This window comes from Crossiella sp. SN42 (assembly GCF_023897065.1).
Classification (GTDB): Bacteria; Actinomycetota; Actinomycetes; order Mycobacteriales; family Pseudonocardiaceae; genus Crossiella.
Window position 1 is genome coordinate 64574 of the sequence record NZ_JAMHIV010000045.1, and the last position, 13728, is coordinate 78301.

The 13728-nt window shown below is 70.8% G+C and carries 14 protein-coding genes; 5 read left to right on the forward strand and 9 right to left on the reverse strand.

Annotated features, from left to right (window positions below; translation table 11 throughout):
• Positions 1-2: 2 nt before the first annotated feature.
• Positions 3-2264 carry an ATP-binding cassette domain-containing protein gene (locus tag M8C13_RS39305; RefSeq protein WP_252485902.1) on the reverse strand — a complete coding sequence of 754 codons (2262 nt, stop codon included), beginning with the start codon at positions 2262-2264 and terminating at the stop codon, positions 3-5.
• A gap of 73 nt (positions 2265-2337) precedes the next feature.
• Here M8C13_RS39305 and M8C13_RS39310 point away from each other — a divergent pair, with 73 nt between their 5' ends.
• Positions 2338-3144, forward strand: a complete 807-nt coding sequence (locus M8C13_RS39310; RefSeq protein ID WP_252485903.1) for a TetR/AcrR family transcriptional regulator C-terminal domain-containing protein — start codon at positions 2338-2340, stop codon at positions 3142-3144.
• A 135-nt stretch (positions 3145-3279) separates the two neighbouring features.
• On the opposite strand, the gene M8C13_RS39315 is transcribed toward M8C13_RS39310, so the two are convergent.
• Genes M8C13_RS39315 through M8C13_RS39330 form a run of 4 tightly spaced genes read right to left on the reverse strand, consistent with a single transcriptional unit; the run spans position 3280 to position 5490 of the window.
• Positions 3280-3819, reverse strand: coding sequence for a hypothetical protein (locus M8C13_RS39315; protein ID WP_252485904.1), 540 nt, complete (start codon positions 3817-3819; stop codon positions 3280-3282).
• Between the two features lie 9 nt (positions 3820-3828).
• The gene (locus M8C13_RS39320; RefSeq protein WP_252485905.1) at positions 3829-4422 is read right to left on the reverse strand and encodes a hypothetical protein; all 594 of its coding nucleotides are present in this window, start codon (positions 4420-4422) and stop codon (positions 3829-3831) included.
• A gap of 49 nt (positions 4423-4471) precedes the next feature.
• Positions 4472-4846: a contact-dependent growth inhibition system immunity protein gene (locus M8C13_RS39325; protein ID WP_252485906.1), complete on the reverse strand. Its 375-nt coding sequence runs from the start codon at positions 4844-4846 to the stop codon at positions 4472-4474.
• A complete protein-coding gene (locus tag M8C13_RS39330) occupies positions 4843-5490 on the reverse strand; it encodes a TetR/AcrR family transcriptional regulator (protein ID WP_252485907.1) in 648 nt (215 codons plus the stop codon). Before M8C13_RS39330 ends, M8C13_RS39325 begins: the two co-directional genes overlap by 4 nt.
• Before the next feature lie 60 nt (positions 5491-5550).
• Between M8C13_RS39330 and M8C13_RS39335 the strand changes: the two genes are divergently transcribed.
• Positions 5551-6960, forward strand: coding sequence for a DHA2 family efflux MFS transporter permease subunit (locus M8C13_RS39335; protein WP_252485908.1), 1410 nt, complete (start codon positions 5551-5553; stop codon positions 6958-6960).
• Positions 6957-7472, forward strand: a complete 516-nt coding sequence (locus M8C13_RS39340; protein WP_252485909.1) for a nuclear transport factor 2 family protein — start codon at positions 6957-6959, stop codon at positions 7470-7472. Before M8C13_RS39335 ends, M8C13_RS39340 begins: the two co-directional genes overlap by 4 nt.
• Here the strand turns inward: M8C13_RS39340 and M8C13_RS39345 are convergent.
• Positions 7469-8020 (reverse strand): TetR/AcrR family transcriptional regulator, encoded by a 552-nt coding sequence (locus M8C13_RS39345; protein ID WP_252485910.1) that lies wholly within the window; start codon positions 8018-8020, stop codon positions 7469-7471. The two genes, M8C13_RS39340 and M8C13_RS39345, sit on opposite strands and share 4 nt — an antisense overlap.
• Before the next feature lie 70 nt (positions 8021-8090).
• Between M8C13_RS39345 and M8C13_RS45195 the strand changes: the two genes are divergently transcribed.
• The gene (locus M8C13_RS45195) at positions 8091-9191 is read left to right on the forward strand and encodes a cytochrome P450 (protein WP_305884050.1); all 1101 of its coding nucleotides are present in this window, start codon (positions 8091-8093) and stop codon (positions 9189-9191) included.
• On the opposite strand, the gene M8C13_RS39355 is transcribed toward M8C13_RS45195, so the two are convergent.
• Positions 9192-10253 carry an alpha/beta hydrolase gene (locus M8C13_RS39355; RefSeq protein ID WP_374213317.1) on the reverse strand — a complete coding sequence of 354 codons (1062 nt, stop codon included), beginning with the start codon at positions 10251-10253 and terminating at the stop codon, positions 9192-9194.
• Positions 10254-10333: 80 nt separating this feature from the next.
• Positions 10334-11653, reverse strand: coding sequence for a cytochrome P450 (locus M8C13_RS39360; protein WP_252485911.1), 1320 nt, complete (start codon positions 11651-11653; stop codon positions 10334-10336).
• A gap of 182 nt (positions 11654-11835) precedes the next feature.
• Here M8C13_RS39360 and M8C13_RS39365 point away from each other — a divergent pair, with 182 nt between their 5' ends.
• Positions 11836-12645 carry an SAM-dependent methyltransferase gene (locus M8C13_RS39365; RefSeq protein ID WP_252485912.1) on the forward strand — a complete coding sequence of 270 codons (810 nt, stop codon included), beginning with the start codon at positions 11836-11838 and terminating at the stop codon, positions 12643-12645.
• Between the two features lie 18 nt (positions 12646-12663).
• On the opposite strand, the gene M8C13_RS39370 is transcribed toward M8C13_RS39365, so the two are convergent.
• Positions 12664-13386 carry a MerR family transcriptional regulator gene (locus M8C13_RS39370; protein WP_252485913.1) on the reverse strand — a complete coding sequence of 241 codons (723 nt, stop codon included), beginning with the start codon at positions 13384-13386 and terminating at the stop codon, positions 12664-12666.
• Positions 13387-13728 lie beyond the last annotated feature (342 nt).

Here is a 13728-nt window from a genome sequence, read left to right on the forward strand (position 1 = left end):
GGTCAGACCCCCACGTAGTCGCGCAGGTGGCGGGCGGTCAGCGTGTCCGCGTTCTTCACCAGCTCGGTCGGGGTGCCCTCGAAGACGATCCGGCCGCCGTCGTGCCCGGCGCCGGGACCCAGGTCGATGATCCAGTCCGCGTGTGCCATCACGGCCTGGTGGTGCTCGATCACCACCACGGTGTTCCCGTTGTCCACCAACCGGTCCAGCAGGCCGAGCAGCTTGTCCACATCGGCCAGGTGCAGGCCGGTGGTGGGCTCGTCCAACACGTAGGTGGCCGCGCCCTCGCCCATGTGGATGGCCAGCTTGAGCCGCTGCCGCTCGCCGCCGGAGAGCGTGGTCAGCGGCTGGCCGAGGCTGAGGTAGCCGAGGCCGACCTCGTGCATCCGGTCCAGCACGGCGTGCGCGGCGCCCTTGGCGAAGAAGTCCCGCGCCTGGGTCACCGGCATGGCCAGCACCTCGCTGATGTTCTTGCCGCGCAAGGTGTAGGTCAGCACCTCCGGGGTGAACCGGCGGCCCTCGCACTGCTCGCACACCGAGGCCACCCCGGCCATCATGGCCAGGTCGGTGTAGACCAGGCCGAGGCCCTTGCAGTTCGGGCAGGCCCCCTCGGAGTTGGCGCTGAACAGGCTGGCCTTGACCCCGTTGGCCTTGGCGAAGGCGGTGCGGATGGAGTCCAGCAGCCCGGTGTAGGTGGCCGGGTTGCTGCGCCGGGAGCCGCGGATCGGGGCCTGGTCGACGATCCGCACACCGTCCTTACTGGACAGTGACCCGTGGATCAGCGAGCTCTTGCCGGAGCCCGCCACGCCGGTGACCACGGTGAGCACGCCGAGCGGGATGTCCACGCTGACATCGCGCAGGTTGTGCAGGTTCGCGCCGGTGATCCGCAACTGCCCGGCAGGCGTGCGGACCTCCTCACGCAGTTGCGCCCGGTGGTCCAGGTGGCGGCCGGTGAGCGTGCCAGAGGCGCGCAGCCCGGCCACGTCGCCGGTGTAGCAGACCTGGCCGCCGCCCGAGCCGGCGCGCGGGCCGAGGTCGACCACGTGGTCGGCGATCTCGATCACCTCGGGCTTGTGCTCCACCACCAGCACGGTGTTGCCCTTGTCCCGCAACAACAGCAGCAGCTCGTTCATCCGCTGGATGTCGTGCGGGTGCAGGCCGACGGTGGGCTCGTCGAAGATATAGGTGACGTCGGTGAGGCTGGATCCCAGGTGCCGCACCATCTTCACCCGCTGCGCCTCACCGCCGGAGAGGGTGCCGGACTCCCGGTCCAGGCTCAGGTAGCCCAGGCCGATGCCGATCATCGAGTCCAGCGTCTCCAGCAGCCCGGCCAGCAGCGGGGCCACCGCGGGTTCGGCGATCGAGCGCAGGAACTCGGCCAGGTCGCTGATCTGCATGGCCGAGCACTCGGCGATGTTCTTGCCGTTGACCAGCGAGGCCAGCGCGGCCTGGTTGAGCCGGGCGCCCTGGCAGGAGGGGCAGGTGGTGAAGGCCACCGCGCGGTCCACGAAGGCGCGCACGTGCGGCTGCATCGCCTCCCGGTCCTTGCTCAGGTACACCCGCTGCACCTTGACCACGAGGCCCTCGTAGGTGGTGTTCATCCCGGCGATGTTCAGCTTGGTGGCCGGCTTGTACAGGAAGTCCTGCCACTGCTGCTCGGTGTAGTCCTTGAGCTTGACGTCCGGGTCGACCAGGCCGGAGTGCGCCAGCAGCTTCCAGTACCAGGAGTCCACCGCGAACTGCGGCACGGTGATCGCGCCCTCGTTGAGCGACTTCTCCCGGTCGACGAGCGCCTCGACGTCGATGGCGGTGGCCTTGCCGATGCCCTCGCACTCCGGGCACATGCCCTCGGGCAGGTTGAAGCTGAACGCGCCCGAGGTGCCCGCGTGCGGCCGGCCGAGGCGGCTGAAGATGATGCGCAGCATGGTGTGCGCGTCGGTGGCGGTGCCCACCGTGGAGCGCGCGTTGGCGCCCATGCGTTCCTGGTCGACCACGATCGCGGCGCTGAGGTTGCGCAGCGAGTCCACGTCCGGACGGCCCAGCGCCGGCATGAAGGACTGGAGGAACGCGCTGTAGGTCTCGTTGATCATCCGCTGCGACTCGGCCGCGATGGTGCCGAAGACCAGGGAGGACTTGCCGGAGCCGGAGACCCCGGTGAAGACGGTGAGGCGACGTTTCGGAATGTCGACCGAGATATCGGCCAGGTTGTTCTCCCGTGCTCCCCTGACCTCGATCACATCGTGACTGTCGGCAGGCAGTGCCACTTGACCCCCAGAGAACTTTAGGCTGTAAAGTGATGGCCGCAGGACGGTACTTTATGGCGTAAGGAGATGCAAGTTGGTGGTCTACGCCGCCCAGGGTGACGCGGCCAGGTCGATGGCCCTGCTGTGGCGCGGCACAGCGGATGAACAGCCAAAACCCGGCCCGAAGCAGGGTTTGGACCTGGCCGCAGTGGTCACCGCCGCGATCGAGATCGCCGATGCGGAGGGCATGGCCGCGCTGTCCATGCGCGCGGTCGGCCAGCGGCTCGGGCGCACCGCGATGGCGCTCTACACCTATGTGCCGAACAAGAACGAGCTCATCGACCTGATGTACGACCGGGTGCTGACCGAACTGCCGACCGAATACGACCTGGACGAGGGCTGGCGGGCCGCGATCACGGTGTGGGCGGAGGACACCTGGGAGTTCTACCTGCGGCACCCGTGGGTCCTGCAGGTCTCCCAGGCGCGGCCGGTGCTCGGGCCCGGTGAGTTCACCGTGCTGGAGACCACGCTGGGCCTGCTCTTCGCCACCGGGCTGGACACCGAGCTGGTGCGGCGGCTGGTCGGGGCGCTCTCGCAGTACGTGCGCGGGGCCGCGCAGCCGATCGCCGAGGCCAGGCAGGCGCTGGTGGCGACCGGGCAGACCGACGAGGAGTGGTGGTTCGGGCGCTCGGCGCACCTGGGCGAGGTGGCCCCGGAGTTCAGCACCCGGTTCCCGCTGCTGGCGCGACTGCAAGAGAGTCCGGAGGAGGACCGGGGGGACACGCCGTACCTGGAGTTCGAGGCGCGCAAGACCTTCGAGGCCGGGCTGGCGGTGCTGCTGGACGGGATCGAGGTCGCCCGGCAGCGGGCTGGACTGGGCCTGGGTTTCAGCCCAGCGTGAAAGGGCAGCGGCCCCCGGCTCAGGACACTAGGCTCGCCGCGAACCCCGAGCCGGGTTCGATGCCTCCACCTGGGAGCCCCCCGACTCCGCTGGTGATGCCGCGCGCGGGGCCCTTGGCCCCGAGGGCCCCGCGCCTCAGCGCACCGCGAACGGGGTGAGCCTGCGGTCCCTGGAATCCGCGTCGTGCAGGTACTTCCGGGTGATCCGCTCGCGCTCGACCTTCTCCCAGGTGTCCGCGACCCCGGCCAGCCAGCCGGCCACCGCGTGCGCGGTCCCGGTCGGCGGCACCGCGTCGCTGGCCGGCGGGTCGGTCAGGTCCAGTGGCTCCGGCAGCGGCGGCCAGATCGGCGCGACGAAGGTGTGCGGGGCGGGCAGCGCGTCGTAGACCGCCTGCAGGGCGTCCCGCTCGGCCTCGATCGCGGCCACCGTGGCGACCGGGTCGATGCGCCGCTCGACGGTGATGTCCAGCTCCGCCAACGCCTTCTCCCCCGCCGAGGTGATCAGGCAGCGGCGGCGCTCCAGCAGCGCGGCGATCTTCTCCGGCTCGTCCCGGCCGGTCACCCAGGCGCCGGTGAGCCGGGACATGCCGTCGTCCAGGCCGGTCTGCACGTGCCAGATGACCACCCGCTCGTCCTGGGCGTCCACCACGGCGTCGGTGCGATCGAAGTCAGGCACCCGGCCAGCCTAGCGCCCGCTCGCGGCCAGCAGTTCGAGGTAACCCTTGCTGGACCGGAACAGCAGGTCCGCGTGCGGTTCCAGCTTGCCGGGGGCCCAGCGGCGGGCCTCGTAGTTCTCGGTGGCGGCGCGCAGCGCGGCGTGGCAGAGCGCCAGCTCCTCGGCCAGCCGGGCCTGGTAGTCCACTGTGGACGGAGCTTCGGCGCGGAACGGCTCGGCATCGCCCTCGGCCAGCGCGGTCAGCGCGTCGGTGGCGATGCCCTCCTCGGCCGACCACACCGGCACCGGGCGGACGATGTGGTGGTTCCACACCGGGGCCTGGGCCGAGCGCCACAGCGGGAGGAACGGGTTGCGGGACAACCGGGTCAGGTTCGCCCAGTGCTGCGCGCCGGTGGGCTCGCCGCGCCAGGGCACCTCGGCGGGCGGCAGGTCCACGGACAGGGCGACCGTGATCATCTCCGGTTCGGCCCCCGGTTCGAGGATCTCGCCGACGGCCCAGAGCGCGCGCACGCGCAGCGGGCTGATCGGATTCGGGTTCGCCGCCAGGTCGGCGCAGGTCTGCGCCAGGGTTTCCAGGTGGTGGGCCGCGCGGTTGCGTTTCACGGCGTCATCCTCCCCGATCCGGCACCGGCGAGCCGGGTCAGGGCGTCGATCAGGTGTCCCGGCCGTGGAACTCCGCGATCGCCTCGGCCACCTCTTCCGGCCACTCCCCCTCGGCCACCAGCGCGGCCACCTCGGCCTGCCAGCCGGGGTGGCCTGCCCAGAACTCCGCGCCTGCCCTGAGCACCGCGCGCAGCAGGTCGCCGGGGTAGAAGTCTCCTTCCAGCAAGGGATCCAGGCGCAACCGCGCCAGCGCCAGCGGCACCAGGTGCGGCAGGCCGATGTGCTGGCCGATCAGCAGCCGCAGGTCCTCGGTGGTGAGCTGGTCCAGCGGAACCCGGCGCAGCTGGTGGCAGCGGGCGATCAGCCGGGTGGCCTCCGGTGGCGGCGGGCCCCAGTCGTCGCGTTCCAGCTCGGTCAGGTTCATCGGGTCTGCTCCGTTCCGTAGGCACGCAGGAAGGCCCGCACTCCCTCGGCGACCGCGGCTTCGAAGAGCTCCGGGGCGATCGGCCGGGCGCCGTAGAAGGTGGCGGCCTGGACCTCGCCGACGGCCAGCAGGGAGAAGTGGGTGGCGGCGCGCTGGGGGTCGTCGATGGTGAGCAGGCCGCGCTCGCCCAGGTCGGCCAGGCGGCGGGCCAGCTCGGCGCGGACCGGGGCGGGGCCGGTCTCCTGCCAGGCGGCCAGCACGTCCGGCGGGAAGTGGCCGACCTCGGCCTGGATGTGGCGGACCAGGGCGAAGTGGCCGTTGAAGACCTGGAGCGGGGCGGCGAAGTCGCGGGCGAAGGCGAGCAGGTCGGCCTCCAGGTCCAGGATCTTGTCCAGGTGCCTGGCCATGCTGGCCAGCATGGTCTCCCTGACCTGGGCCGCGCTCTCCAGGATGATCGCCCGGAACAGGTCCTTCTTGTCCGCGAAGTGGTTGTAGATGGTGCGGCTGGAGACCGCGGCCTCCTTGGCGATCACGTCGATGCCCGCCCGGGTGTAGCCGTCCCGCGCGAAGACCGTCCTGGCACCCTCGATGATCGCCTGCCGCTTCTCCGCGAGGCCCTTCCGACCACTGTTCTCGCTGCTCAAGGCGTCCCTCCCGGAGATTATTACAATACTCGTTGTACTTGTTGCAACGATCGTTGTACCTTGACCACGTTACCCGACGAGATCCTGGGGGACCTCATGACCACACTGGCGCCACCCCGCGCGCGCCCGCAGATCCTCGCATTGGTGCTGGTGCTCGGTGGGGTGCTCACCGGGCTGGACCTGACCATCGTCAACGTGGCGCTCAAGCACCTGGCCACCGAGTTCCACGCCCCGCTGCCCACGGTCGGCTGGGTGGTCACCGGCTACTCCCTGGCCATGGCCGCGGTCATCCCGGTCACCGCCTGGGCGGTCGGCCGCTTCGGCGCGACCCGGATCTACCTGTGCGCCATCGGTTTGTTCCTGTTCGGCTCGGTGCTGGCCGGGGCCGCCTGGGACATCGGCTCGCTGATCGGCTTCCGGGTGGTGCAGGGCCTGGGCGGCGGGATGATCATGCCGGTCAGCATGACCATCCTGGCCCGCGCGGCCGCGCCCGGCGAGCTGGGCAAGGCGATGAGCACCATGGGACTGGGCGTGCTGATCGGGCCGCTGTCCGGGCCGGTGCTGGGCGGCTGGCTGGTGGACGAGGTGTCCTGGCGCTGGATGTTCTTCCTCAACCTGCCGATCGGCGCGGCGGTGATCCTGCTGGCGCTGCGGCTGTTCCCGCCGGATGCCGCGACCACCCCGCGCAGCCTGGACCTGCCCGGCCTGCTGATGCTCTCCCCCGGCCTGGCGCTGGTCCTCTACGGCATCACCGTCGGCGGCGAGCAGGGCGAGTTCGACGCGGGCACGCTGCTGGCGATCGTGGCCGGCGCGTTGCTGGTCGGCGGATTCCTGTTGCGCGCCAAGCGGATCCGCGAACCGCTGATCGACCTGGGCCTGTTCCGGGACCGGGTGTTCGCCGCCGGGGTGGGCACGCTCGCGCTGTACTCCTGCGGGTACTTCGGCTCGATGTTCCTGATGCCGCTGTACTTCCAGCTGGCCCGCGGCGAGAGCGCCACCTCGGCCGGACTGCTGATCATCCCGGCGGCACTGGGCTCCGGACTGATCATGCAGGTGGCCGGGCGGCTGGTGGACCGGTTCCCGCCGGGCCTGATCGTGCTGGCCGGAATCACCGTCGGGGTAACGGGTTTCCTCGCCTTCGCCGCGCAGCTGGCCATGGACGGGCCGTACTGGGGCTTGCTGATCGCGGTCGCGCTGGTCGGGGTCGGTGGTGGCGGCACCATGATGCCGACCATGACCACGGCCACCCGCGCGCTGCCGCCGGAACGCACCGCGGCAGGCAGCGCGGTGCTCGGCCTGACCAGCGCGCTGGCCGGGGCCACCGGCACCGCGGTGCTCTCGGTGGTGCTGGCCGCCAACCTCGCCACGAGCACCCCCGGCGCGGCGATCCAACAAACCTACTTGCTGGTCGCGGGCCTGGTGGCGGTCGCGCTGCTGCCCGCGCTGATGTTGCCCAGGAGGGCCGTGTGAACGAGATCGCTGTGCTGCGCCAGGAGATCCGGGCGCTCACCGACCGCGCCGAGATCGTCGAGCTGGTCACCCGGTTCCTGCGCTCGCTGGACGAACGGGCCTTCGACGCCCGCTGGGCCGAGCGCACCTTCGCCCCGGACATCGAGCTGCACTACCCGGTCGGCTCCTTCCACGGCCTGGCGAACATGGTCGAGCTGCACATCGCCACGCTGAACCTCTTCGGCCCCACCCAGCACCTCTCCGGCAACCACCTGGTCGAGCTGGACGGCGACCAGGCCACGGTGCGCTGGGACGGCGTGCAGTCGCACGTGCACCTGGCGGCCACCCAGCAGCTGCGCGCGGACCCGCCGGGCGAGCGGTTCGTCAGCGGCGGCTGGTACCAGGCCGAGGTGGTGCGGCTGGACGGGCGCTGGCGGTTCCGCCGGATCGAGCTGCACGTGACCTGGAAGCAGGGCAAGCCGCCGGTGGTGACCGAGGAGATCGGCGCGGTGCTGGGCCGGCTGCGCGCCTAGGCCACGATCGACTCGATGACCGCGGTGATCCGGTCGGCCACCAGGTCGGGGTCGGGCGCGCCGACGTCCAGCCAGGCGGTGATCGCCTCCAGGCAGGTGGTGGTGGCCAGCCGGGCGGCCCAGCGGGTCCACGGGTCCTGACCCGCGAGCCCGGCCTGCACCTCGGCGACCATCGCCGCGCGCAGGCGCTGGGCCTGGGCGGCGTACTCCGGCTGGTGCGCGGCGTGCTGGAACAGCACCCGGAACGCGGCTGGTTCGGCCGCGGCCCAGGAGACCAGGGCCTGCACGCTCGCGGTGCCGACCTCGACCTCGGTGGCGGCCAGCAGACGTTCGGTGGCGCGGTCGAGCACCGCGTGGCACAGGTCCTGCTTGGACTCGAAGTGCCGGTACAGGATCATCCGGCTGACCCCGGCCCCGGCGGCCAGGTCGTCCAGGCTGGTGGCGGCGAACCCGTTGCGGGACAAGACCTCGGTGGCCGCGGCCAGGATCTGTTCGCGGCGCTGCGCCCGGGGTAGTCGCCGGGTCGGGGCTGGGTCGTCGGCAGGCATCTGGTGAAGAGTAGACCCTCTGATGTATACCTTGAGATATACATCTGAGGATCTACTTGAGGCGGGCGCGATGACGGAACGGGTGCGGCGGATCCGGACGCCGCTGGGCGATGCGGCGTGGCTGGTCACCGGGCACGCGGAGGTGCGGCGGCTGTACGCGGACCGGCGGCTGGGGCGCACGCACCCGGACCCGGCCTCGGCGGCGAAGTTCGGTGACCACCAGCTGCTCAGCGCTTCGGAGCTGTACTCCCATGAGCACGAGCACGAGGAGCACATGGGGATGCGGGCGCTGTTGCAGCCGTTCTTCAGCGGGCGGCGGATGGCGGAGCTGGTCACGCCGGTGCGGGCGCTGCTGGCGGAGCTGCTGGACGAGCTGGCCGCGGCCGGGCCGGGCGCGGACCTGCACGCGACGGTGTCCGCGCCGCTGTCGGTCCGCACGCTGTGCGCGCTGCTCGGGGTGCCGGACCGGGACCGGTTCCGGGACCTGGTGGACGGGATGGACGTGGACGACCGGGCGCGGGCCGATGCCGCGCAGGCCGAGCTGGCCGCGTACCTGGCGGAGCTGGTCGAGCGGAAACGGCTGGCGCCGGACGATTCCCTGCTGGGCGGGCTGTGCGCGGCCGGACTGTCCACTGAGGACATCGCGGGGATCGCGACGATGGTGTTGTTCGCCGGGTACGACAGCACCGCGGTGATGATCGACTCCGGGGTGCTGCTGCTGTCCCGGCACCGGGAGCAGTGGGAGCTGCTGCGCGCGATGCCCGCGGCGGTGCCCGGCGCGGTGGAGGAGATCCTGCGGCTGGCCGACGCGGAGGAGCCGGAGGGAACCGGTTTTCCGCGCTATGCCAGGGAAAGCTTCGACGTCGACGGGGTGCGGATCGAGCAGGGCGAGGCGGTGCTGCTGGATGTGGCGCGGGCCAACCTGGACGAGCGGGCCTTCGCCGATCCGCTGCGGTTCGACCTCGGCCGCTCGCCCAACCCGCAGCTGTCCTTCGGGCACGGGCCCTGGCACTGCCTGGGCGCGCCGCTGGCCAGGTTGCAGCTGACCGAGGTGTTCACCGCGCTCCCCGCCCGGTTTCCCGAGCTGCGACTGGGAGTTCCGGACGGGGAGCTGACGCAGGAGGGCGGCACGTTCACCGGACGGGTGCGCGGCCTGCCCGTGCTGTGGTGATCAGGCGCCCACGGTCTTGCGCAGCCACACCCTGGTGGCCTCGCGGTACTGGTGCGCGTTCTTGTGCAGGGCAAGGGAATGCCCGGCGTCGGGCAGCGTGTAGGTCTCCAGCTTCGCGGCCGGGCTGTAGTACGGGGCCTCGGCCGGGCGGAGGGTCTTGCCGCTGGTGCAGTCGCGCAGCGCGAGCAGTCCGCAGAAGAGAATGTCCTTCTGCCCCACCGGCTGGAAGACCGGCACGTTGATGCCCAGGGTGGTGGGCAGCACGATGCCGAACACCGCGACCGTGCCCATGCCCGGCACGGACACCTGGTCCTTGGTGGCCTCGTCCGCCTCGATCACCTTCGGGTCGGTGTTGGCCGCGTGGTAGAACAAAGGTCCGCGGGCGCCGGGGCGGGTGGCGAACCACAGCGGGTCGCTGCCCCGGTTGCCCAGGATCGGGTCGAGCAGGGCGGGTCCGAGGCCGAGCACCGCGCCGAGGCCGAGCACCGGCAGCGCGGGCAGGTGCGTGATGCCGCTGAGGATGACCGCGTCCACGTCCTTGTACAGCGCGGCTTCCGCGGCCACGATGCCGGAGCCCACCGAGTGGCCGACGATCACCACCTTCTGGAACGGCACCCCGCCGACCCGGCCCGCGCGCAGGTGCTGGACCACCTGGTGCATGGCGTCGGCCTCGGCGGAGAGCAGCATCGGCAGGCTCAGCGGCTTGCTGCTCTTGCCGGTGCCGAGCCGGTCCACCGCGAAGGTGGCGAAGCCGGCCTTGGCCATGTCCCGCTGGTAGGAGTAGCGCTCCGGCTGGTACGGCAGGTCCCAGTAGGCACGGTTGTAGGTGCCGCCGTGCACCAGCAGCTGCACCACCGGCGGGGTCTTGCCGCTGGGCAGGCAGAGCTGGCCCTGCACGGTGGCCGGGCCGCCGGGCAGCAGCGGCAGCAGTCCGGGGCCGGTGACCGGCAGGTCGAGCACGGTGCAGTTCACCGGGTTCGCCACGGCCTGGGGGGCGAGCAGCCCGGTGAGCAGCAGGGCGCAAGCCGAGGTGACCGCGAACAGCTTCGGGAGCAGTCTCACGGGGACAACCTTCCAAGATCGGAAAGGGTCGGGAGTGGCCTGACAATACACCCGGTAGCCGGGCGGATACTTTCAGGTGACTACCGGGAGTGAACGGTCATCGGCAGCTGGTTGAGCTGCATGGTCGCCTTGACCTTGGCGTAGACCCGCTTGCCCGGCACCGGGACCAGGCGCCAGCGCGCGCCGATGGTGGCGGCCACGATGGCGATCTCGGTCTGCGCCAGGAAGGCGCCAGGGCAGTAGCGGGCGCCCGCGCCGAAGGGGAGGTAGGCGCCCTTGGGTAGCGCGGCCATCCGTTCGGGGGTCCAGCGGCCGGGGTCGAACCGGTCGGGATCGGGGAACCAGCGCGGATCGCGGTGCAGGGTGTGCTGGCTGACCGCGACCTCCGCGCCGGCCGGGATGCGCACGCCGCCGAGCTCGACCTCCTGCCGCGCCCTGCGCATCAGGATGATCGGCGGGGTGCGGCGCAGCACCTCGTTCACGATCTGCTGGGTGTACTGGAGCTTGGGCAGGTCGGCGAAGGTCACCGGGTGGCCTGCCAGCACCTCGTCGAGCTCGGCGTGGAAGCGGCGCTCGATCTCCGGGTTGCTGGCCAGCTCGTGGAAGAACCAGGTCAGCGCGACCGAGGTGGTCTCCGCGCCGGTGGTCAGGATGGTGACCACCTCGTCCTGGATCTGCTCGTCGGTCATGGCCGCGCCGGTCTCCTCGTCGCGGGCGGCCAGGAACACCGAGAGCAGGTCGCCGTGGTCGCCGCCCTGCCGGCGCGCGTTCATGATCGCGGGCGGGATGACCGCGCGCAGCCGGGCCGCGGCCTGGTCGAAGCGGCGGTTGCCGGGGATGGGCAGTTTTTCCACCAGGCGCGGGGAGAACGCGCGAATCAGCACGTTCTGCAACATGATCGGGATGGACCGCTGGATCTCGGCGAGCACCTCGGCGCCGAGTTCGGCGGCGAACAGGGTGCGCCCGGCGATGGTGAGCACCACGTCCTGCATGAGCGCGTCCACCGCGACCTGCTGGCCGTCCTGCCAGGAGTCGGCGAGCTCCTGGGCCAGGCCGGTGATGGTGTTCTCGGCGTAGGCGGCGACCCGGCCGCGGGCGAAGGCTGGCAGCACCATCCGGCGCTGGCGCTGGTTGAACTCGCCGTTGGAGGTGGCCAGGCCGTCGCCGAAGAGCGGGCGCATCTTGTCGAAGACGATGCCCTTGTCGAACTTGTCCGCCTCCACCGCGAGCAGCCGCAGCGCGAGCTCGGGGCTGGTCACCAGGTAGACCGGCATGGGGCCGAGGAAGATCCGCACCACCTCGCCGTGCTCGGGCAGCGAAGCCAGGAACGGCAACGGTTTCCGCAGCAGGGACAAGGTGTGCCCGAGCAGCGGCAACCGTCCGGGAACCACCGCCACCATCGCACCACCTTATCTACCGAACGTGTGAACGCGGTAACGATATGTAGTCACAGTGGCCACCCGCGACGCTTCTCCAGGCACATACACACGATCGGATGGACCTCGTGACCAACCCTTCCTTCGGGTGTGGCCCCCCGGTCCTAAGCTGCACACCGTAACCGCGCCCAACGAGGGGAGTCCGGGTGGCCGAGCGGAACTGGGTACCGGCGGGCATCGACACCAGCGTGCCGAGTCCGGCGCGGGTCTACGACTACTGGCTGGGCGGTGGCCACAACTTCGAGGCCGACCGGCAGCTGGCCGAGCAGATCCTCAAGATCATGCCGGACCTGCGCAGCGCCACCCAGCTGAACCGCTCGTTCCTGCGCCGCGCGGTGCTGCACATGGTGGACAACGGGGTCCGCCAGTTCCTGGACATCGGCTCGGGCATCCCGACGGTCGGCAACCTGCACGAGATCGTGCAACGGGCCGACCCCAGCTGCCGGGTGGTCTACGTGGACCGGGACCCGGTGGCGGTGGCGCACAGCCAGATGTTGTTGCACGGCAACCCGAACGCCGAGGTGATCCAGACCGACCTGCGCGACGTGGAGGGCGTGCTGGATGCCCCGGAGACCAAGCGGCTGATCGACTTCAGCCAGCCGGTCGGCCTGACCATGTTGCTGCTGCTGCACTTCGTGCCGGACGAGTGGGACCCGGTTGGCCTGATCGCCCAGTACCGCGAGCGACTGGCCCCCGGCAGCTACTTCGCCGTCTCGCACGTCTCCGGCGACGCCAACGCCACGGGCCTGGACGAGGCGGTGGAGGCGTACAAGCGCACCCAGAACGCGCCCATCATCCGCAGCCACCACGAGGTGCTCCGCTTTTTCGAGGGCTTCGAGCTGGTGGACCCTGGCCTGGTCGGCTGCGCGTTCTGGCGCCCGGACGGCGTCGGCGACGTCACGGACAAGCAGGAGATCAACAACCTCCCGTTCGCCGGAGTGGGCCGGAAACCCTGACCCGCCAACAACCCCCGGTCAGCGAGTCATCCGCTTCAGCACATCGAGCTGGGCCGGGTTGTACAGGTCCTGGATGGCCTGGGCCATCGCCCGAACCCCGAAGCTCGCACCCAGCGGCGCACCGGCGAACAGGTTCCGCATCTCAGGCACACCGGCGATCATGTTCCGGCTGACCGTCCCCAGCCGTTCGGCCAGCTCCCGGCGGGTCCGCTCGTCGGCGTCGGCAGGCAGGTCGTTGAACTCGGCCAGCACCGGCTCAGCACTGTTGGCCCGCACCATCTCCGCATAGGTCCGGAGCGCCGACGGTGCCAGCACCCGGCTCAGCACCACCACGAAGTCCCGGTCAGCGGGAGTCGCGTTGATACCGGCCAGGATCTGATCGAGCTCGGGCTCCACGTCGGTCGGCGTGGCCTTGCACAGGATCAGCGCGAGCTCCGCGCGAATCCGTTGCAGGCGCTCGATGGTCTCGGCCAGCTCCGTGTCCAGCGACCGGAGGGCCTCCTCGGGGTGCTCGTCGGCGTCGCCCAGTTCGGCGATCTGGGCCAGGGAGAGGCCGAGACCGGTGAGGCGTTTGATACGGAGCACGCGGATGAGGTGAGCGGCGGTGTAGCTCTTGTAGCCATTGGCGCGGCGCTCGGGCTCGGGGAGCAGACCGACGTCGTGGTAGTGCCGGACGGCGCGCAGAGTGGTGCCCGCCAGGTCAGCGAGTTGCCTGGTACTCCAGCCCACGTGGTTGCTCACTCCCAGGATCGGGTTTGTCGACAAGAGACAGTTCAAACTATGCCGTTACGGCACAGTCAAGGGGCCGGGGGTGAAAACCCACGAAGAGGGCCTCTCGTCTTCTCCGTACGGCCTGGAGACTGCTGACCGCATCTCATCGAGCGGCCCCTGCAACCTGCCGCCGCCCTAGCTTCGCAACGTGACCGGGGCCGCTCGATGAGATGTGGTTTGCTGTCGGAAGGTCGTGCGGAGAAGACGAGAGGACCGCGAGCACGCTGGTTCGCTCGTCGGCAACACAAACCCCGCCCCGCAACCTGCTTGTCCGGGTGTTGACTTGTCCCACCCTCCGGGGGTCTGCCCGTC